Source organism: Alcanivorax sp. 1008, from assembly GCF_020667895.1.
Classification (GTDB): Bacteria; Pseudomonadota; Gammaproteobacteria; order Pseudomonadales; family Alcanivoracaceae; genus PGZG01.
Genome location: NZ_JAFMPS010000001.1, coordinates 438,080 through 459,347, shown reverse-complemented (window position 1 = coordinate 459,347; position 21,268 = coordinate 438,080). Strand labels below are relative to the sequence as shown.

General features: G+C 55.0%; 20 protein-coding genes. 3 read left to right on the top strand and 17 right to left on the bottom strand.

Translation table 11 applies throughout. The features are described from left to right. The first annotated feature begins 58 nt into the window (after positions 1–58). Positions 59–613: a 3-hydroxyacyl-[acyl-carrier-protein] dehydratase FabA gene (gene fabA / locus J1C54_RS02195; RefSeq protein WP_229144334.1), complete on the top strand. Its 555-nt coding sequence runs from the start codon at positions 59–61 to the stop codon at positions 611–613. A gap of 12 nt (positions 614–625) precedes the next feature. Further along, a complete protein-coding gene (gene fabB / locus J1C54_RS02190) occupies positions 626–1,840 on the top strand; it encodes a beta-ketoacyl-ACP synthase I (RefSeq protein WP_229144192.1) in 1,215 nt (404 codons plus the stop codon). A gap of 62 nt (positions 1,841–1,902) precedes the next feature. Here the strand turns inward: fabB and J1C54_RS02185 are convergent, their stop codons facing one another. The 7 genes from J1C54_RS02185 to cysM all read right to left on the bottom strand — a co-directional run bounded on the left by J1C54_RS02185 (position 1,903) and on the right by cysM (position 10,168). Continuing rightward, on the bottom strand, positions 1,903–2,619 hold the full coding sequence (locus J1C54_RS02185; protein WP_229144191.1) for a putative porin: 717 nt from the start codon (positions 2,617–2,619) through the stop codon (positions 1,903–1,905). 281 nt (positions 2,620–2,900) lie between these two features. Next, positions 2,901–3,902, bottom strand: a complete 1,002-nt coding sequence (locus J1C54_RS02180) for a porin (protein ID WP_229144190.1) — start codon at positions 3,900–3,902, stop codon at positions 2,901–2,903. 172 nt (positions 3,903–4,074) lie between these two features. Beyond that, positions 4,075–4,851, bottom strand: coding sequence for a nucleoside triphosphate pyrophosphohydrolase (gene mazG / locus J1C54_RS02175; RefSeq protein WP_229144189.1), 777 nt, complete (start codon positions 4,849–4,851; stop codon positions 4,075–4,077). Between the two features lie 17 nt (positions 4,852–4,868). Continuing rightward, positions 4,869–7,115, bottom strand: a complete 2,247-nt coding sequence (gene relA / locus J1C54_RS02170) for a GTP diphosphokinase (protein ID WP_229144188.1) — start codon at positions 7,113–7,115, stop codon at positions 4,869–4,871. Next, positions 7,115–8,437, bottom strand: a complete 1,323-nt coding sequence (rlmD, locus tag J1C54_RS02165; RefSeq protein ID WP_229144333.1) for a 23S rRNA (uracil(1939)-C(5))-methyltransferase RlmD — start codon at positions 8,435–8,437, stop codon at positions 7,115–7,117. Before rlmD ends, relA begins: the two co-directional genes overlap by 1 nt. Next, entirely contained in the window at positions 8,434–9,210 is a 777-nt protein-coding gene (locus J1C54_RS02160; protein ID WP_229144187.1) for a 3'-5' exonuclease, read from the bottom strand. The genes rlmD and J1C54_RS02160 overlap by 4 nt, the downstream gene beginning before the upstream one ends. A 64-nt stretch (positions 9,211–9,274) precedes the next feature. Beyond that, positions 9,275–10,168, bottom strand: coding sequence for a cysteine synthase CysM (cysM, locus tag J1C54_RS02155; RefSeq protein ID WP_229144186.1), 894 nt, complete (start codon positions 10,166–10,168; stop codon positions 9,275–9,277). Between the two features lie 89 nt (positions 10,169–10,257). Between cysM and J1C54_RS02150 the strand changes: the two genes are divergently transcribed. After that, positions 10,258–12,951: a response regulator gene (locus tag J1C54_RS02150; protein ID WP_229144185.1), complete on the top strand. Its 2,694-nt coding sequence runs from the start codon at positions 10,258–10,260 to the stop codon at positions 12,949–12,951. Here the strand turns inward: J1C54_RS02150 and acpS are convergent. The 10 genes from acpS to J1C54_RS02100 form a co-directional block, all read right to left on the bottom strand. Then, positions 12,912–13,286, bottom strand: a complete 375-nt coding sequence (acpS, locus tag J1C54_RS02145) for a holo-ACP synthase (protein ID WP_229144184.1) — start codon at positions 13,284–13,286, stop codon at positions 12,912–12,914. The two genes, J1C54_RS02150 and acpS, sit on opposite strands and share 40 nt — an antisense overlap. After that, complete coding sequence (gene pdxJ, locus J1C54_RS02140; RefSeq protein WP_229144183.1) at positions 13,283–14,023, bottom strand: pyridoxine 5'-phosphate synthase; 741 nt, start codon at positions 14,021–14,023, stop codon at positions 13,283–13,285. Before pdxJ ends, acpS begins: the two co-directional genes overlap by 4 nt. After that, positions 14,023–14,718, bottom strand: a complete 696-nt coding sequence (recO, locus tag J1C54_RS02135; RefSeq protein ID WP_229144182.1) for a DNA repair protein RecO — start codon at positions 14,716–14,718, stop codon at positions 14,023–14,025. The genes pdxJ and recO overlap by 1 nt, the downstream gene beginning before the upstream one ends. After that, positions 14,705–15,607, bottom strand: a complete 903-nt coding sequence (era, locus tag J1C54_RS02130; protein WP_229144181.1) for a GTPase Era — start codon at positions 15,605–15,607, stop codon at positions 14,705–14,707. The genes recO and era overlap by 14 nt, the downstream gene beginning before the upstream one ends. Beyond that, positions 15,597–16,286, bottom strand: a complete 690-nt coding sequence (gene rnc / locus J1C54_RS02125; protein WP_229144180.1) for a ribonuclease III — start codon at positions 16,284–16,286, stop codon at positions 15,597–15,599. Before rnc ends, era begins: the two co-directional genes overlap by 11 nt. Further along, entirely contained in the window at positions 16,283–16,669 is a 387-nt protein-coding gene (locus tag J1C54_RS02120; RefSeq protein ID WP_229144179.1) for a DUF4845 domain-containing protein, read from the bottom strand. The genes rnc and J1C54_RS02120 overlap by 4 nt, the downstream gene beginning before the upstream one ends. Continuing rightward, positions 16,666–17,517, bottom strand: coding sequence for a signal peptidase I (gene lepB, locus J1C54_RS02115; protein WP_229144178.1), 852 nt, complete (start codon positions 17,515–17,517; stop codon positions 16,666–16,668). The genes J1C54_RS02120 and lepB overlap by 4 nt, the downstream gene beginning before the upstream one ends. Before the next feature lie 2 nt (positions 17,518–17,519). After that, entirely contained in the window at positions 17,520–19,316 is a 1,797-nt protein-coding gene (gene lepA, locus J1C54_RS02110) for a translation elongation factor 4 (RefSeq protein ID WP_229144177.1), read from the bottom strand. 124 nt (positions 19,317–19,440) lie between these two features. After that, positions 19,441–20,796: a DegQ family serine endoprotease gene (locus J1C54_RS02105; RefSeq protein WP_229144176.1), complete on the bottom strand. Its 1,356-nt coding sequence runs from the start codon at positions 20,794–20,796 to the stop codon at positions 19,441–19,443. Between the two features lie 19 nt (positions 20,797–20,815). After that, positions 20,816–21,265, bottom strand: coding sequence for a SoxR reducing system RseC family protein (locus J1C54_RS02100; protein ID WP_229144175.1), 450 nt, complete (start codon positions 21,263–21,265; stop codon positions 20,816–20,818). Positions 21,266–21,268 lie beyond the last annotated feature (3 nt).

Here is a 21,268-nt window from a genome sequence, read left to right as displayed (position 1 = left end):
GGGCTTGTCACAATTGGTAATGCCTATAATTGCCGCGACCGTACGGGCCTTTGCTATGATGGCCGCCGAATTCCCCGATCTGGATACCTTAGTGACCAACCAACGACAGTCCTCCTACACCAAAGATGAATTACTGGCATGCGGCCATGGCGAGCTTTTTGGGCCAAACAACGCGCGTTTACCACTGCCAAACATGCTGATGATGGACCGCATCACGCACATTAGCCGCGAGGGCGGCAAGTATGGCAAGGGTGAGATTATTGCTGAACTGGATATCGCTGCTGACCTTTGGTTTTTCCAGTGCCACTTCGAAAGCGACCCGGTAATGCCGGGCTGCCTGGGCCTGGATGCCCTGTGGCAACTGGTCGGCTTCCACTTGGGCTGGTTGGGCCATCCGGGACGCGGACGTGCCCTGGGCGTTGGCGGGGTAAAATTCAGTGGTCAGGTACTGCCCACCGCAAAGAAACTTACCTATCACCTCGACATCAAACGCATCGTCGCCCGCGGCCTGATCCTTGGCATTGCTGATGGCCGGGTCAGCGTCGACGGCCGTGACATCTATCATGCCGAAGACCTGCGGGTAGGCCTGTTCACCTCCACTGACGGATTCTGACGGAGTAGCTCCATGCGCAGAGTAGTAATCACTGGTTTCGGCATCGTTTCGTGCCTCGGCAATGACGCTGACAGCGTAACCCGCGCCCTCAAAGAGAGCATCTCTGGCATTCGTTTCCGTGAACCCTACAAAGAGATCGGTATGCGCAGTCAGGTAGCCGGTATACCGACTATTGATCTGGACGAGCGCATTGACCGCAAGGCCCGCCGCTTTATGGGCGACTCTGCAGCATTTGCCTATGTTGCTATGGATGAGGCCATTCGTAACGCCGGGCTCAGCCCCGAGCAGGTCAGCAACGAACGTACTGGCTTGATCGCCGGCTCGGGTGGTCACTCTTCCATGAATCAGGTTGAGGCCGCCGATATCGCCCGTGAAAAAGGTGTTAAACGGGTGGGCCCCTACATGGTGCCGCGGGTTATGGCGAGCACGGTTTCCGCCTGTTTGGCGACACCGTTCAAGATCAAGGGCGTGAACTACTCAATTGCCTCTGCCTGTGCTACCAGCGCTCATTGTATCGGCAATGCCATGGAGCTGATTCAGCTTGGCAAACAGGACATCGTATTTGCCGGTGGCGGCGAAGAAGAACACTGGACACTGAGCATCCTTTTCGATGCCATGGGCGCCCTGTCAAGCAAGTACAACGACACCCCGGAAAAGGCTTCCCGCGCCTATGACGCTGACCGGGACGGCTTTGTCATAGCCGGTGGCGGCGGCATGCTTGTGGTGGAAGAGCTGGAACACGCCAAGGCTCGTGGCGCTAATATTCTCGCCGAGATCGTCGGCTACGGCGCCACCTCGGACGGCCATGATATGGTCGCCCCCAGTGGTGAAGGTGCGGCGCGCTGCATGCGTCAGGCCATGGCCACCGTGGATACGCCAATCGATTACATCAACACCCACGGCACTAGCACACCAGTGGGTGATGTGGCCGAACTACGAGCCATTCGTGAAGTGTTCGGCAGCAACATTCCGCCGTTCAGCTCCACTAAATCGCTGTCCGGACATTCGCTTGGCGCCGCCGGTGTCCAGGAGGCAATTTACTCGCTGCTGATGATACAAAACGGTTTTATTGCAGGCTCCGCCAATGTCGCCAATCTGGACCCGGAGGCAGAAGGCTGCCCGGTGGTTACTAAAAGCCGCGACGCCACTGTGAATACGGTAATGTCTAATAGCTTTGGCTTTGGTGGCACCAACGCAACCCTTGTTTTGCGCCGTTATCAGGCCTAGAGCGGCTGCCACGCAGACAAAAAAATGCCCGCTTTCGCGGGCATTTTTTTTAACTGGAACAATCAGAAGCGATAAGCCACACGAGCAGAGATCAGATCATCTGGATTGCTTTCGGTCTTCTCATAGCCAACTTCACCACTAAATACCGGGGTAAAGAAGTAGCGAGACTGAACACCAAAGGTGCTAGCACCACGCTCTGCCTTATCTACGGAAGCACCAACGCTGAAGCTGTTGTTGATGTAGTAATCAGCCAACGCGCTAACAGCAACGGTATCATTCACGTCGTCGGACTGGCTCACTTCCACTTCTACGTTAAGACTATCGGCAACGTACTTGGTACCAAGCAGGATAGTGCTCAAAGCTGCCGCATCGTCATCGTTGTAGCCGGCATAGATAAGGAAGCCATCTTGCAGCATATAGCCCAAGCGGAGAGTCATGTCCTTGTCGCCGTCATTGTCGCTGACATCGGCCGCAGCGTAGATGTCTTCGAACCACCACTCAACACCCAGTCCCATGGTGTCTTCAAGGGTGTCATCATCCGGGGTGTAATAGAACGCCGAAATATTGCTGTTGCGACCCAAAAATGCGGCCTCCGCCAGAGGACGATCTGCGGTGGTTACCGTGTCGATGTGATAGGTGAAGTCTACGGCCATATCGCTGACGGTATTGCCATCATCGAAGTAGTTCAGCCCGGCTTCCATCTGATAGTCCTGTGCCTGAGCAGCACCGGCAACGGAGAATGCTGCTGCGATGGCCGCTGCAAGATAGGTCTTTTTCATTCTGAGATCTCCCTGTTCCATATGTTGTCATCGAACGTTCGAACCGACGTCTTATTTCATCGGTGTGTCGAATATATGACGATAACTTGAACATGAAAAGACCTGTTTTGGTGCAATTGTCACAATATGCACCATTACAGACCGGAAACCGCACCATAATAAGGCGAAATTAGTAGGTGGAAAATGACACAAAAAAGGCCCGCTACGCGGGCCCATGAGGGGGTGCCAAGGACATCCCATGGCACAGGCAGCATCCTTGCTGCCAAGTTTTGGGGCTTAACTCAGAACTTGTGCTCGAGGCCCACTGCCAGGAAGGTTTCTTCGGTATCGGCCAGGTCTGCCTGATTAACCGTGTAGTAAGCAAAAACCTTGCTCGCCTTGGCCAGCTTGTAGTCAGCCCCGAAAGACAGTGAGGTCAGCTCTTCGTCAGACTGGTCGCCGTCGGTCATACCATACTGAAGCTTCAGCTTGACGCGATCCATTTTGAAAGCACCACTAACCAGAATGGAGGTTTCTTTACCGTTGCTCTCGGTATCTTCCGCCATTTGGTAAATTGCGCCCAGTTCCAACGCGTCGATCTTATAAGCACCGGTCAGGCGGGTGATATCGATCGGGCCAACGCTCGGGTCTGCATCCAGACCTTCATAGTCGTTGTCAATATCCTGAGCGAGCGCGGCGTACAAAGAATCGGTTTCATACACTACGGACACGGAGATAGTGTCGGTCAGGCCGTTTTCATTTTCACCGTTACCATCGAAGTCACTTTGATCTTCGTTCGGAATGAAAGCAGCATTGATGGTAATCGCATCTGCCAACTTCGGAGAAGTATATTGCACGATGTTGTTGGCCCGTTCGTCACCGGTCATGAACGAGGAAATGTCACCGTCCAGATCGTTAAACTGGTCAACTTTGCCCTGGGAAGTCTTCATTGGGGTGTCGAACTTACCAGCCTTGATCGTACCGAAGCCGCCTTTCAGGCCAGCAAAGATGTTTCTTTGGCTGAATGGACCCGCACCATCGTCAACGTTCATGCCGAACTCAGCCTGATAAATAGCGGACAGACCGCCGACTTCGAGATCGTAGTCACCCTTGACACCAAGGCGTGACGAGTTGCTGTCCAGTACCCAAGCGCTGTCATTATCCGGGGCAGCCGGGGCTGGATCAACGGTGTTCATTTCCAGCGTGATGTTCATCTTGCCGTATACAGTCGGGCCTTCGGCCAAAGCAACGGCGGGAAATGCAACAGCAGCACCTACGGCGATGGCAAGCAGCTTCTTGTTCATTCGAACTTCTCCTAATTCAGGCAACGTTATATGCAGGTAACAGTGTTGGCGGAACCTCTATCACCAGTTCCTGACTGCTGAGGCGCAGTATGCGGAGGACGAATGACGGCAAAGTTTCACCAATGTGAAGTTTATGTGACACACGAGGAAATAAGGAACTATTTGAGGCGGGTCAGATATCCGACAGGTGAGCCTTGGCCCGGCGCCACAGATCTTCCAGCTCTTCACTATCAAGACTGGCAAGATCCGCCAGCCCCTCCATATGCCGAAAGCGCCGACTGAACTTGTCGCTGGCGCGGCGCAGGGTCAGGTCAGGATCGAGCTTCAGCTTGCGAGCAAGGTTAACCACGCTGAACAACAGGTCGCCCAGCTCCTCTTCAATATGTGCTCGGTCATCAGCCATCATCGCCTCGGCAAGCTCATCCAGTTCGGACTGCACTTGCGGCAAAACCGCAGCCGCATCTGGCCAGTCAAAGCCCACCACCGCTGCCTTCTTCTGGATCTTGGCAGCACGCTGTAATGCCGGCAGTCCCTCAGGCACCCCATCAAGCGCACTGATATGGTGCCGTCCCTTGCTGGCTCTCTCAGACTGCTTGATCTGTTCCCAGGCCTGTTTGATTTCGGCAACATCACGAGTCGCGGTTTCACCGAAGACATGGGGGTGGCGACGCACTAACTTGTCATTCAAGGTGGCCACCACATCGGCAAAACAGAACAGCGCCTGCTCCTCTGCCATGCGCGAATGAAATACCACCTGCAGCAACAGATCGCCCAGCTCCTCACGCAGCTCCGGCCAGTCACGCTCGGCAATCGCCTGGGCCACTTCAAAGGCTTCCTCAATGGTGTAAGGGGCGATGCTGTCAAAGTTCTGCTTCACATCCCAGGCACAGCCGCGCTCTGGGTCGCGCAGGGTCGCCATAATAGTAAGCAGCTCATCAATTGCAGACATGAAAGGCTCCCGAAACCCTACTTCTTGTAGCGCCGCACTTCCAGCACACCCGGCAGTTGATCCAGCTTGGCCAGCACCTTCCCCAGATTACCCAGCGTGGAAATCTCCATCGTCAGTAGCATGGTGGCAGTATTGTCGTGCGGGTGTGACTCGGTATGCGCTGCGGTAACGTTAACCCGCTCATTGGCCAGCACCGACAGCAGATCCCGCAGCAGTCCCTGACGATCCCATGCCCGGACAAACACATCCACCGGATAGTAAATCCGGTCGGCTTGCCCCCAGCTGACTTCTATCACTCGCTCGGGATCCTCTGCCTGCATCGACAACAGGTTGGCGCAGTTTGCCCTGTGCACAGTCACGCCACGGCCCTGAGTGATATAGCCCATCACCTGATCGCCAGGCACCGGCTGGCAACAGGCTGCAATATGGGTCATCAGATTACCCACGCCCTGAATGGTAATGTCAGCCTCACCGCTTGCGCGGGATTTTGCTGGCACAAACAGGTCATGCTGACGCTGGTCAGTGCTAAACAGCTCCTGAGCCTGATTGACCACCTGAGTAATACCCAGATCACCGGCGCCAAGTGCCGCCAACACATCTTCACCGGTTTTCAGGTTCAATTCCGGAGCAAGCTTTTGCAGATCCACTTTGCCCAGCGCCAGACGGGATAGCTCCTTATCCAGAATCTGCCGGCCCTGAACAATATGGGAGCCACGATCCTGACGCTTGAACCACTGATGTATCCGGGCCCGTGCTGAAGCTGTCTTGATATAACCCAAAGAGGGCGTCAGCCAATCACGACTTGGCCCCCCTTCCTTGGCTGTCAGAATTTCAATCTGCTCGCCGGTTTTCAATTCATAGTTAAGCGGCACGATATGGCCATTAACCTTGGCTCCGCGGCACCGGTGCCCCACTTCAGTGTGTACCTGATAGGCAAAGTCCACTGGCGTAGAGCCAGCTTCCATATCCAGAACATGCCCTTCCGGGGTAAACACATAGATGCGCTGACCGCCCTCATTACCGCGCAAGTCCGCTACTACGTTATCGAGGCCAGACTCCCCGAGTTCGTCATGCCACTCCAGCACCTGACGCAACCAGGCAATTTTATGCTCGTAGTCCGCGCCGCGCTTGTCCCGCTTACTTCCTTCTTTGTAGCGCCAATGGGCACAGACACCCAACTCAGCATCGTCATGCATATCGAAGGTGCGGATCTGCACTTCCAGCATCTTTCGCTCAGGCCCCACCACCGCGGTATGCAGGCTTTGGTATCCGTTTTCCTTGGGGTTGGCGATGTAATCATCAAACTCCTTCGGTACGTGCTGCCAAAGCGAGTGCACCACACCAAGAGCGGCATAACAGTCACGCAAACTCTCGACCATGATGCGCACGGCACGCACGTCATACACCTCGTAGAAATCGAGATGCTTTTTTTGCATTTTTCGCCAGATGCTATAGATGTGCTTGGCCCTGCCCTGCACCTCGGCATTTTCAATACCAAACTTTTCCAGCTGGGCTTTTAATTGCGCCAACACACTATCGATATAGGTTTCCCGGTCCAGTCGCTTCTCATCAAGCAGCTTGGCAATTTTCTTATAGGCACCGGGCTGCAGGTAACGAAACGAAAGATCCTCCAGCTCCCACTTGAGCTGGCCGACACCGAGGCGATGGGCTAGCGGCGCGTAGATGTCAAACACTTCGCGCGCGACTTTCTGGCGGCGATCCTCGTCCGCATTCTTGACCGCTCGGATAATAACCGTCCGCTCAGCCAGCTTAAGCATGGCAACGCGGACGTCATCGACCATCGCCACCAACATCTTACGAACATTATCTAACTGACCATCATGCTGCCCCAGCACTGCCTTGCGAGTTGGGTTGAGCACAGCACCGATGGCGGCCATACGCAGCACGCCCTCAATCAGGGTGGCTGTTTCGGTGCCGAACTCCCGCTCCACCTCAAGCAGGGAAATATGACCCTCGCGAACGGACCGGTACAACACCGCGGCCGGCAACATGGCGCCATCGGCACGCAGCTCGGCCAGAATATCCACCATCTGCAGGCCAATACGATAACAACCAATCACATAGGGCCAGATCCGCCCCGCACGCTCGCCTGCATCCTCACTCTGCCGGGCACGCTCGCAGGCCCGGGCAAACAAATCCCGGTCTGGCACATGGCAGGCTTCACTGACCCGATCGAGCCACTGATCAAAGCTGCCATCAAGATCGGCCTCATGGGCCTGCTGTTGACGTCGTACCGTAACCATCAGCGCTCAAACAGGGCAATGGATTCAACATGGGTGGTATGCGGGAACATATCCATGACCCCCGCTGCCACCAACCGGTAACCGTGTTTCACCAACTCACCGGCATCCCTCGCCAGGGTTGCCGGATTACAGGACACATAAACCACTTTCTGTGCTCCTGTTTTTGCCAGAACAGGCATCATCTCTAACGCACCTGTGCGTGGCGGATCGACCAGCACCCGGTCATAGCGGGCGGTGGCCCAACTCTGCCCGGCAACATCCTTGGTCAAATCAAAAGCATAGAAATCCACATTCGACAAACTGTTGCGCCGGGCATTTTCATAGCCTCGCTCAACCATGGCCTGACTTCCTTCAACGCCGCTGACATGGGCCGCTCGACGGGCCAGCGGAAGAGTGAAATTGCCCAGCCCGCAAAACAGGTCGAGTACCCGGTGCTCTGCTTGAACATCAAGCAATTCTAATGCCAGTGGCACCATGGCCCGATTGATTTCTCCGTTCACTTGGGTGAAGTCAGTAGGATGAAACGCCATTTCAAGGTCTGCAGAGGGGTGCTCATAGGTCAGACGCTGTTCGCCATCGGTAGGCCATACCCGGTGTACCGACTGCTCATTACCCGGCTGCAGATAACAGTGCCAGCCTCGCGACTGGCAAAATCCAACCAACTTGTCCTGATCAGCCCCGGAAAGAGGGTCAAGATGACGAAAGATCAGGGCCACGTCTTCATCGCCAGCAGCCACTTCGATCTGCGGGATACGCCGTTTACCATCGAGAGTGGCCATCAGCTCCGCCAACACCCGAAGCGACTTGCCCACAGATGGGACCAGTACGGAACATTGATCCAGCGCAGCAATAAAACTGTTCCGCTTTTCCCGAAAGCCCACTAATACCTGCTCGCGGGCCTCGACGTATTTGACACCTAACCGTGCCTTACTGCGGTAGCCAGTCACCGGGCCACGCAATGGCTCAAGCCAGCGCTGTGGTGCCAGCCCGCCGAAATGACGCAATTGCTCTTCCAGCATGCTCTGCTTCAGGTGCACCTGCTCATCACTATCCAGGTGTTGCAGACTACAACCGCCACAACGATCCGCATGGCTGCAGGGTGGCGTAACCCGGTGCTCGGAGGCAACTTTGACCTCCAGCGTGCGCGCCTCATCAAACTTGCCGCGCTGCATGGTGTACTTGCATAGCACGGTTTCGCCAGGTAACGCACCGTCAATGAAGGTGGTCTTGCCGTCCGGTCGCGCAATGCCCCGGCCATCATGGCTAAGGGTTTCAACCACTAGCTCACGGGAAGGTGGTAAAGGTTTACGACGGGGCATCAGACGTTCTCCGGCCAGACCGCAAGAAACTCAGTAAAGTGGGGTTGGTTCTCTGCTTTCAGCCAATCGCGAAGGAGCGCTGTTTCATTTTCATATCCAGTCTCATCCAAATGGCCGCGCATCAGTTGAAAACGTAGAAATACCAACCAGGTGTTGAGCACATCTGTTTCACAGTAGTCGCGAATACCTTTCAGATTACCTGCCTGGAATTCATCAAACACGCGGCCACCGCTCATGCCCATTTTCCCCGGGAAGCCAAGCAAAGTAGCAATCTGATCCAGCGGCGCGTTAGCCCGTGCATTGTACAGCGCCAACATGTCCATCAAGTCCAGATGGCGGGTGTGGTACCGACTCAAGTAATTGTTGTAGCGAAAGCTGGTGTCATTTTCACCGGTTTCCCAGTAGCGCGGCGCACTGACGCCATGGCGCAGTGCCCGGTAGTGCAGTACAGGTAGATCAAAACCACCACCGTTCCAGCTAACCAGTTGTGGCGAAAACTTTTCCATGCCCTCGAAAAAGCGCTCAATCAGCTCTTTCTCGGTACTTGTTTCATCCCCTAAAGACCATACTTTGACCCCTTTGGCGGAGCGCAGCACCACTGAGATAGCAACGATCCTCTGTAAATGCAGGCGAAGAAACTCATTGCCGGTTTCCTGCCGACGAATATTGAACAGGGCACTAGCGGTATCTTTATCATCCAACCCATCAAGGTCATAGATGCGACGACCACCCTCCAGATCAGGGATGGTTTCAATATCGAATACCAGAACGTTCATGAAATCTCCATGGGGATCACTGCACGGGGCGCTATCTTCGCGCCAGCGAAGTGCTCAAAAAATGTCAGGCGCCGTTAAAGACACCCGTCGAAAGATAACGGTCGCCACGATCACAAACGATGGCAACGATCACCGCATTGCTCAGGCTGGCGCTCAAGCGCAGCGCTCCGGCAACCGAGCCACCGGAAGAGACACCGCAGAAAATGCCCTCCTCCCGCGCCAGACGGCGCATGGTCGACTCAGCTGTTGCCTGATCCATGTCCATAACCTGATCGACACGGCTTGCATCAAAAATGGACGGCAGATACTCCTGTGGCCAACGTCTGATGCCGGGAATCTGGGAACCATCAGTAGGCTGCAAGCCAATGATCTGCACGGCCGGGTTTTTCTCTTTCAAATATTTCGACACTCCCATGATGGTGCCGGTGGTCCCCATGGAACTAACAAAGTGAGTGATCTTGCCGTCGGTATCGCGCCAAATTTCAGGCCCGGTGGTTTCATAGTGCGCCAGCGGGTTATCCGGGTTGGCAAACTGGTCCAATACCCGACCCTCGCCTCTTGCCGCCATGGTCTGTGCCAGATCACGGGCTCCCTCCATGCCCTGCTGCTGGGTCACTTCGATCAACTCAGCGCCATAGGCACGCATGGCGTCCTTGCGCTCCTGACTCTGATTGGCTGGCATGATCAGCTTCATTCGGTAACCGCGCATAGCCGCAGCCATCGCCAAAGCGATACCGGTATTGCCGCTGGTTGCCTCAATCAACACATCGCCGGGACGGATCTCGCCACGCTCCTCGGCTCTGCGGATCATATTAAGGGCCGGACGGTCCTTGACTGAGCCGGCGGGATTATTGCCCTCCAGCTTGACCAGTAGAGTATTGCTGGTATCCCCCGGCAGGCGTTTGAGGCGCACCAGAGGGGTATTCCCAACTGTCTGTTCGATCGTAAGTATGCTCATGGAAGCGGATTGTACCTGTCCCCGGCCCGACTGGCACCGGGTCCAAGGTGACCGCATAATGCCAGCGTCGATAGCAGGAAAGAGCCTCCGTGGAACAAAGTCTGCGCAGCCGTATCCAGTTTATATCTGCCCTGCCAGCACTGCTGGCAGTGATTGCTATGGGCAGCTATGTACTGTTCAGCCGGGTTAGCGACATCGAAAGCCACAGTCAGAGCCTGCAGCGGCTAGTGGTGGACAGCTATCGTGCCCAGCTCAGCGCTGTGCCAGCAGACCATCCGGGCGAGCAGGAGCTGGTTCTACGGGCCATTCTCAATGAACCGGATGTCCGTGCCGCGACACTACACCACCCACAGCAAACGCGGTCGCTGCATGTGGGTCCACGGATGCATGACCTGCCTCAGGATCACACCGGCAACACTGGCGTCAGCTACACCGGCGAGAGCTGGTTATGGCGCTCTCTCGTTTCCGCAGATGGCCGGGTTCTGGTGGTAGAGTTCTCCAATCAGCGACAGCAGATCGAGATTCTGCAGACCTTGCTGGCACTGCTGGCTGGCGGGGTACTTATGGTGTTGCTGGCCTTGCTGGCCACTGCCCGACTAAGCCGCTCGGTCACCGCACCATTACAGGCCCTGATCAACGGCATTGGCCAGATTCGTGATGGACGCCTGGATACCCGCATTCAGACCCGAGCACCCGGCGAGCTGGCCCAGTTGCGTGACGCCCTGAACACCATGGCCAGATCACTGGAAGATGCGCAAACCGAGCTGCAACACAACGTCGATCAGGCAACGGAGGATTTGCGCGAAACCCTGGAAACCATCGAGATTCAGAACATCGAGCTGGACATGGCGCGTAAGGAAGCCCTCAAAGCCAGCCAGATCAAGTCTGAGTTTCTTGCCAATATGAGCCATGAAATCCGTACCCCGCTCAACGGTATTATCGGCTTCACCAGACTATTGCTACGCTCGGGGCTGAACCCTCGGCAGCGCGATTACATGAATACCATCCGCAAATCTTCGGAGTCGCTGCTAGCAATCATCAACGACATCCTCGACTTTTCCAAAATCGAAGCTGGCAAACTGAGCCTGGAACAGGCCCCTCTCAGCTTGCATGACCTGATCGAGGAAGTGCAGACCATGCTGGCGCCATTAGCTCAGGAAAAAGGTATTGAACAGGCAGCCATTATCTACAGCGACCTGCCCAGCCGAATACTTGGGGACTCCCTGCGCATCCGGCAGGTTCTGATCAACCTGATCAACAACGCGATAAAATTCACCGACCAGGGTTCAGTGGTAGTTCGCGCCATGCTTGAAGAAGAACGCAACCATACTGCAACCATTAAAATTACCGTCACTGATACCGGATCAGGCCTGACCGAGGTGATGCAGCGAGATCTTTTCAATGCCTTCACACAGGCGGATCAAAGCGTGACGCGGCAGGCTGGCGGCACCGGACTTGGTCTGGCGATCTCCAAGCGTCTGGCCCAGGAAATGGGAGGTGAAATCGGCCTCGAGTCCATCTGGGGAAAAGGCTCTACCTTCTGGTTTACTCTTAAAGCGGAAATTGATGAACAAGATAGTAACGACTCATTCCGTGCCTTTCGCGACCAGCAGGTGACACTCATCGAAGCTGATGAACATGCCCGTTTAGGCTTGCATCACATGCTGGCCGACTGGGGCATGAAAATCAGCGAGTCGCAAAGTGCCGATACCCTGCAGCTTGTGCCAGGGCGCAATAATCTGGTGATAATCGGCATCCCTGCAGCATCCGCCCCGGATGATGGTCTGGCCCGCCAACTTGAGTCCCTGCTGCGACAAGATGCCAGACTGGTCATTCTCACTGCTCATGCAGACCGCCTGCAGAAACAGCTGCAGGGTAGCCCGGGGCGTTATCGCCTACTTGGCAAACCTGCCACTCGAATGCGCCTCTATGACGCCATGCTGGAAGTGTGTGGCGAGAGCAAAGCGGACGAGGAAAGCCGCTACCCCGAGCAACGATTTAATCACATCCGGGCCCTGGTGGTGGATGACCATGAAGGCAACCTGAAACTGGCGGAAGTGTTTCTGTCAGAATTGGGCGTTGAGGTGCGGCCCTGCAGCAGCGGTAGTGAAGCCGTAAAAACATTTGCCGAACAACCCTTTGATATCGTCTTCATGGATATCCAGATGCCCGGCATGGATGGCATCGAAACCACCCGCCAGATTCGCCTTCAGGAAACCAGTGGCAAGCATGTCCCGATTATCGCTCTTACTGCCCATGCGCTTGCCAGTGAACAACAGCAACTGCTGCGATCAGGAATGGATGACTATCTGACCAAGCCCCTTAATGAGAAGCACCTTAGCCATATTCTGCAGCGTTGGACTAATGCAAATACAACAATTAAAACAACAGACTCGCAAGCAGAAAACAGCTCCACGGAGGAGAATAGGCTACTCAGTCTTGACCTGACACTGGCACTGCAACGCTGCGCAGGCAAAAAAGATCTGGTGGAAGACATGCATAGCCGCCTGTTCGCTCAACTTCCGCAGGAGGCAGCTGATCTTGCCGAACTGGGAAAAATGACGGATCGCCAGCAACTACTGGAGCAAGTCCACCGGCTGCATGGTGCTACGAGGTACTGCGGCACTCCAAAACTTGAGTATTGTGCCGGAGCTTTGGAGACACTTCTGAAACACCATGCCACGGATCAAGAAATCCATCAGGCTCTGGGTGCTTTACTAGAGGAAATGAATGTCCTGTCGAGTCAGGATTCGCTTTCAATAATGACAAATGCCAGCGCGTAATCCTGCTCGTCGCTAATCGACAGGTGGCAACGATTGGCGACCATAATTTTCCCCGCAACGCCTGAGAAAGTCAGTGACGGCTTGCCGTTCCCATCATTGGTGACAGCAACGTCATGCCAGCGAATACCTTGGCGAAGACCAGTGCCCAGTGCTTTCAAGGCTGCCTCCTTGGCAGCGAAACGTTTACCAAGAAAGCGCACCGGGTCCGAGTGGGTCTGGTAACGCTGCCACTCACTATCCGCCAACAGCCGGCGCGCCAACGAATCACCGCGACGAGCAAGCGCTGAAGCTATCCTGCTTAACTGAACAATATCAGTACCTATACCGGTTATCATGACGCCAGCGCTGCGCCCTGATCGACCACAGCGCGCATACTCTGCACGGCTTCGTGTAGGCCAGTGAGCACCGCTCTGGCAATAATGCTATGGCCTATATTCAGCTCATTAATTCCGGGGATAGCAGCGATTTCTATAGTGTTATGGTAGTGCAGACCATGGCCAGCATTGACTACCAAACCGGCAGCGCGCCCCTGCTCAACGGCACGACGAATACGCTGCAACTCACGCTGCCGTATGGCTTCTTCCTCGGCATCTGCATAGACACCGGTGTGTATCTCAATAGCAGCAGCACCACAGCGCTGGGCAGCCTCAATCTGTCGACCATCGGCATCAATAAAAAGAGACACTTCAATGCCCGCGTCATTGAGCCGCGAGCAAGCATCGCGCAGCTGTGATTCGTTGGAAACCACATCAAGGCCACCTTCAGTTGTCAATTCGGCCCGCTTTTCCGGTACCAGACAGCAGTGTGGAGGACGCAGCCTGGTAGCAATGGCGATCATTTCGGCAGTCGCCGCCATCTCCAGATTCACCCGCGTCTGGCAAGTCTGCATCAGCAGCTCAACATCGCGATCCTGAATATGTCGGCGGTCCTCGCGCAAGTGAACAGTAATGCCATCAGCGCCCGCCTGCTCCGCCAGCAGAGCAGCCTGAACCGGCTCTGGATAACGGCTACCGCGGGCTTGCCGCAATGTCGCCACATGATCAATATTGACGCCAAGATAAACCCGCTGCATTACGATGCTCCTTTACCGGCGTTACGAAAAAGACTTCTGCTGACCAAAGGCCGACCTCCCAGATGCGGCGACAGCGCTTCACGCATCAGGTCCCGGGCCAGCCGACGGGCTTCATCATGCCAGTGGCCAGCGGCAATGTCGTTGAGAATTTCTCCAGAGAACGGCCCAGAAACATCCAGCAGCAGCCCCTGCCCCGGCGACAGCCTGTAACGTAAACCGGAAAGCAATGGCTGGCCATTGGCATCCTGATCCAGAGACAGGCCATAGCCAATTAAATCCAGCAGGCGCAGTTCGAAATGCCGCAGAATGATATCTACCGGAAGCTCTTTGGCCGCCAATGCCGCCAGCGTTGCCGCATAGACTTCCTGCAGTTCAGGGTGAGCATCATCACGATGCAGCAAACGCACCAGCATTTCATTCAGATACAGACCGCAGTAAAGCGCCTCTCCCTGCAAGGCAAAAGCAACACCAGCGGGCTCTATGGCACCAAGACTGCGCAGCTCACCGCGGCCGCGCCACTCGACCCATAGCGGCCGAAAAGGCTGCAGCAAAGGCTGCCGCTGTCCGCCACGGGCTATGGCGGCAACGCGGCCGCTGTCGGCACTAAGCAGGTCTACAATCACGCTGGTATTGCGATATGGGCGCCTGTGCAGCACCCAGCAAAGAAACGGAGCAAACTTCTCAGAGGTCGCCATAGCCCAGAGATCGCAAGGCTCGCAGATCATCGGACCAGCCCGAACGCACCTTAACCCAAAGGTTAAGCATCACCTTCCGTTCAACCAACCGTTCGATATCGATTCGAGCCTGAGTGCCGATACTCTTGATTCGCTCACCGCCGGCACCGATCAGGATACGCTTTTGACCAGGTCTCTCGACCAAAATACAGGCAGCAATTTCGGTGACTTTAGGTCCATCCTGCCACATTTCGATTTCGACAGTCACTTGATGCGGCACCTCGTCGCCGAGCTGCCGAACAACTTTTTCGCGGATAATTTCAGCGACCATGAAGCGGACACTACGGTCAGTAATCTGATCCTCTTCAAACCAGAAGGGAGCCTCAGGCAAGCGCTTGGCCAATGCCTGCTCCAGAGCATCCAGATTATGCCCTTGCAGTGCTGACACCGGAATAACTTCGTCGAAGTGACGCTCAGCGCAGAGCTGCTGGATGTGTGGCAATAGCACCTCCTTATCATCCAGCTTGTCTACCTTATTAATGAGTAGAATCACCGGCGTACCATCGGTAGGCAGCAGTTTCAGAACATGCTCATCGGCCGGCGTCCACTTCATACCGTCGACCATAAAACAGACCACATCAACGCCACCTAGTGCAGACAGGGCTGCCTGATTCATATAACGGTTGAGAGCCCGCTCCTCACCACTATGAATGCCTGGCGTATCGGCAAAAATTATCTGATAGTCGTCCCGGGTAAGAATTCCATGAATACGATGACGGGTAGTCTGAGGCTTGCGTGAGGTAATGCTCACCTTTTGCCCCAAAAGATGGTTCATCAAAGTGGATTTGCCCACATTTGGACGACCGACAATGGCCACCATTCCACACCGTTGGACTGTCTCATCTGCCATGTTGTTGCTCCAGCCAGCTCATTGCGGCACGGGCTGCGGCCTGCTCGGCCTTACGCCGGCTAGCGCCGGTGGCCACAAACGCTTTGTCGCCCTCTTGCAACCGACATTCAACATCAAACTGCTGTTTCGGCGCCTGACCATGCACCTCCAGCACCTGATACTCCGGTAACGGCAGTTGGCGACCCTGCAACCACTCCTGCAGCGCCGTTTTCGGATCCTTATCAGCAGAGTCCGGGGACACCTCAGCGAGCCGTCCAGCAAACCAATGCAGCACACATTGCTCGCAGGCCCGCTGCCCGGCATCCAGATAGATCGCACCAATCAGTGCTTCGACCGCATCCGCAAGAATAGACTCGCGGCGAAAGCCACCACTTTTTAGCTCACCACCACCCAATGCCAAACAATTTCCCACCCCAAGCTCACTGCCAAGCTCGGCCAGCGTGACACCGCGAACCAGCGACGCACGCATGCGCGTCAGCTGCCCTTCAGTGGCGGCCGGGTGCATTTTAAACAAGGCTACAGAGATGAACTCACTAAGCAGGGAATCTCCGAGAAACTCGAGTCTCTCGTTATTCTGACGACGGCTTGCACTGCGATGGGTCAGCGCCAAAGTCAACAAATCACGATTGGAGAACCGGTGTCCAAGGCGATCCTCCAACCTCTCCAGATCTACACTCACTGGCGACCGTCTTTATTAAACTTACCCGAGAATGTCATCGCCAAGTCCAAATTACCAAACAGGTTCTCGCGGACCTCATAGTCAACAATGGCACTGACACCACCAGCATCTTTCACAAACCCGACTTCAGAGACAGTGATCGCTTTGACATTGTTGATCATAAATCGCTTATCAAGCTCACCACGCAGCTCACTTTCCGATTTTAACGATACTTTGGAATCCTGCAGGATGCTGACGATGGCCCCCTTAATAGTGTTGAACTCCAGGTATGCAGGAATCGTCTTCATTCCAGCAGAACCGAAAACCACCACCACTGCTCCAATCAGCAACCAGCCGACCATGGAAACACCACGCATCTTTGACGGAAGAGTAATTGTTTTCATTGTTTTTTCTCCACCTTATCAATCGCACCATTGCGGGAAAAATCCGGAATCGAAAGCAACGACGGCCAATGCATCCAGATCAGCACCGCCTCTCCAGCCACATGACTTTCCGGGACAAATCCCCAGAAACGACTGTCCTTGCTATTATCCCGATTATCACCCATTACGAAATAGCTGCCATCCGGTACCTGCCACTCTCCCTCTGGAGAGCGACTGACCAACTGCCCGGTATATGGATTCAGAAGCCAGTCATGACGAATAAGATGCTCTGCCTCGCCCAGCGACTCAACATAGACCGACTCCTGACCTCGCTGGCTGTCTGACCGGGAAACCAGCCGACGCTCTACCTTGACGTCATTTATGAAAAGCTCAGCGCCTCGAATCCTTATCCGGTCTCCGGGCAAACCAACCACACGCTTGATATAGCTCTGTGAGGGCATCTCTGGATAACGGAACACCATGACATCACCGCGCTCAGGCGTGCCTGTTTCCAGTATCTTGGTGTGGATTGCCGGTAATCGAACCCCATAGGCAAACTTATTCACTAAAATAAAATCATGCACCTTGAGTGTTGGCAACATGGACCCGGACGGAATGGTAAACGGCTCAAACAGGAAGGACCGAACCACCAGAACCACTAACAGCACCGGCAGTATGGAGTTAAAAAACTCGACAAGCTCCACCACAGGACGCGGATAGCTGGAGGCAGCTCGCTCAACTCCAGCCTGTTCAGACTGCCCCTTTTGCTGCATAGAGGTCGGGGTAATCTTCAGCACACGGTCAGCAACCCACAATGCAACGCTCAGCAGAACAATAACGGTGAGCCAGAAACCAATATCAATATCCATACTCAATCAACCTTCAGAACTGCAAGGAACGCAGACTGCGGAATCTCAACATTTCCTACCTGCTTCATGCGCTTTTTGCCTTCCTTTTGCTTCTCAAGAAGCTTCTTCTTACGGCTAACATCACCGCCATAACACTTGGCGAGTACATTTTTACGCAACGCCTTGACGGTCTGCCGAGCGATAATCTTTGCGCCTATCGACGCCTGAATCGCCACGTCGAACATCTGCCGCGGCACCAACTCCTTCATCTTTTCGGTCAGCACACGACCGCGATAAAGCGCCTGATCGGCATGGCAGATAATAGCCAAGGCATCAACCCTGTCGCCATTGATAAGCACATCAACACGCACCAGACGAGCAGCCTCAAACCGATCGAACGCGTAATCCAGTGAAGCGTAGCCGCGGCTGGTCGACTTCAGTCTATCAAAGAAGTCCAACACCACTTCCGCCAGGGGAATGTCATAGGTCAGCTGAACCTGCTTGCCCATATACTGCAGATTCTTCTGAACACCACGGCGCTCGATGCACAACGTAATAACATTACCGAGGTATTCCTGCGGCACCAGAATATTGACCCGCGCAATCGGCTCACGGAACTCTGCCACCTTGTTTGTTTCCGGTAACTTCGACGGGTTATCCACATACAGCATGGAGCCATCATTTAGCTGCAGCTCATAAACCACCGTCGGTGCGGTGGTGATCAAGTCGAGGTCATATTCCCGCTCAAGCCGCTCCTGAATAATCTCCATATGCAGCATGCCAAGAAAGCCCACCCGGAAGCCGAAGCCAAGGGCATCGGAAGTTTCTGGCTCATAGAACAATGATGCATCGTTCAGGGATAGCTTTGCCAGAGCGTCGCGGAAGTCCTCATAGACATCAGAGTTGACCGGGAACATCCCGGCATAGACCTGTGGCTTGACTCGCTTGAAGCCCGGCAGAGCCGGAACCTCAGGTGTTTTCGCATGGGTCAGGGTATCGCCCACCGGGGCACCATGAATATTTTTGATACTGGCGGATATCCAGCCCACTTCACCAGCTTCCAGTGCCGGGCGATCGGTACGCTTGGGCGTAAATACCCCGAGCGCATCCACCACATGAGTCTGCCCGGTGGATTTGACCAGAATCTTGTCACCTTTCTTCAGGCGACCATCCATCACTCTTACCAGTGACACGACCCCCAGATAATTATCGAACCACGAGTCAATAATCAGCGCCTGAAACTTGCTCTCACGATCACCTTTCGGTGCCGGAATGCGCTCAACCAGCTGCTCAAGCAGATCTTCAATACCGACCCCGGTCTTGGCACTGACTCGACAGGCGTCATGGGCATCAAGGCCAATAATTTCCTCGATCTCATCACAAACACGGTCTGGCTCGGCCTGCGGTAAATCGACCTTGTTCAACACCGGCAGCACTTCAAGGTCCTGCTCGATGGCGGTGTAGCAGTTTGCTACCGACTGGGCCTCAACGCCCTGAGCGGCATCGACAACCAGCAGCGCACCTTCGCAGGCGGACAAAGAGCGGGATACCTCATAGGAAAAGTCCACATGCCCTGGTGTGTCGATAAAGTTAAGCTGATATTCCTCACCATTGCGCGCCTTGTACATCAAGGTAACGCTCTGCGCCTTGATGGTGATACCCCGCTCACGCTCGATATCCATGGAATCAAGCACCTGAGCAGACATTTCGCGGTTGCTCAAACCACCACAAAGCTGAATAAACCGATCTGCGAGAGTCGATTTTCCATGGTCGATGTGGGCGATGATGGAGAAATTTCGTATATGGCTGATGTCGGTCACAACAGAGAACTACCAGAGGAATGAGGCCGCCGATTCTAGCGGATTGCACAGGGGCCTGTCGCCCCATGGCTGACGGCTGGATGCTGGATTGGCGCTATCTCGGGCACCAATCCAGCGGAGTCACTCAATCCAGCCTGAGAGCAAGAAATCTTGGGCTGCCATCACGGTGCAGCAAAACCGGCACCACCGCGCCCTCTGGCAGGTCAGCAACCACGCTGGCCAGTGCCTGGGGGTTCTTGAGCGGCTGGTTATTCAGGCTGACCAGCACGTCACCGCGGCGGATTCCAGCCTTGAGCGCAGCGCCCTCGGCAACCTCGACCACCTGAACTCCGTGTTCCAGCCCAAGTGCTGTCAGCTGTTCTTCGGACATTGCCTCCACACTGAGGCCAAGGGTAGAAGCGCCAGGTGCCTTCGGGTTGGATGCAGGCTGGCCGGCAAGGTCCTCCGGCAACTCTTCAACGGTGACTTTGAGGGTCTTACGCTTGCCATCACGCACCACAACAGCCTCAGCCCGGGTTCCGGGTGCCAGCAAGCCAACCACCTGAGGCAGTTGGCCGGAATGGCCAATCTCCTGGCCATTGAACTCGACCACCACGTCACCAACCTGGAAGCCGGCCTTTTCCGCGGGAGAGCCAGCCATAACCTGACTAACCAGAGCACCCGCCGGCTTTTCCAGACCAAAGGACTGTGCCAGCTCACGGTCCACCGGCTGGATCAGCACACCTAGCCAGCCACGACTTACCCGTCCCTTATCTTTGAGTTGGGCAACCACTTCCATCGCCATATCAATGGGGATAGCAAAGGACAGGCCCATAAAGCCGCCATTACGACTGACTATTTGCGAGTTGATGCCAATTACCTCGCCCTCCAGATTAAACAGCGGGCCGCCACTATTACCTGGATTGATAGCGACATCAGTCTGAATAAACGGCACATAGTTCTCGCTCGGCAGGCTGCGTCCCTTGGCACTGACAATACCGGCAGTCACGGTACTCTCGAAGCCAAATGGTGCGCCAATGGCCAACACCCACTCTCCTACTTTGAGGTTTTTTGAAGAGCCGATTTTCACACTTGGCAGATCTTTACCGTCAATCTGCAACAGGGCCAAATCACTGCGAGGGTCAGAACCGACCAGAGTCGCTTCCTTCTCGCTACCATCCTGCAGCCGCACAATAATGCGGCTGGCGTCCGCCACCACATGATGATTCGTCAATATGAACCCATCGGCGGAAATCAGGAATCCAGAGCCCAGTGATTCACCCTCGGATTCCGGCATGGGCAATTGATCCTCCATACCATCAAAGAAACGTCGGAACATTTCAGGTATCTGAGGTCTGGCCGACTTAACCTTCTGCTCAGTACTGATATTGACTACCGCCGGCGCATTGTCTTCAACCAACTGGGTGAAATCAGGAAGAGTACTGGCCTGCGGCTGACAACCGGCCATCAAATATAAAACGAAAAACAGGACAACACGCATTAGCTTCCTCCGCGAAAATTCAGATCGGATCACGCAACTGCACACAGGAAAGGGGGCTGCTGGCCTGACGGCGCAACACCTGAGGGTGCATCGCCGGATCACGACGATGCCGAACACTGTACCAGCGATTAATCAGAAAACCGCCAGCCAAACCTAGCAGTCCTCCTACCGCAGCAGGATCAGCAAAAGTGACTGCGAACTGCTCGCCGATTAACGCGCCGGCAAACAACAGAAGTAAGGGCACCAGGTAAACCAGCACCGCACCACGCATCAACAAACCTTCAGGAATGCCGACCACAACCAGGTCATCGACACGAAAAGTATCCGGACTCAACGCCCGCACGGTCGCCCGGGCACCAGCCCTCTGACCATCAAGAAGCGCATGGCCACACCCCTTACTGGCGGCACAACTTTGGCAAGATGTATGGCGAACGGTTTCCACCCAGACCGCCCCGGTTTCGACAGCCACGAC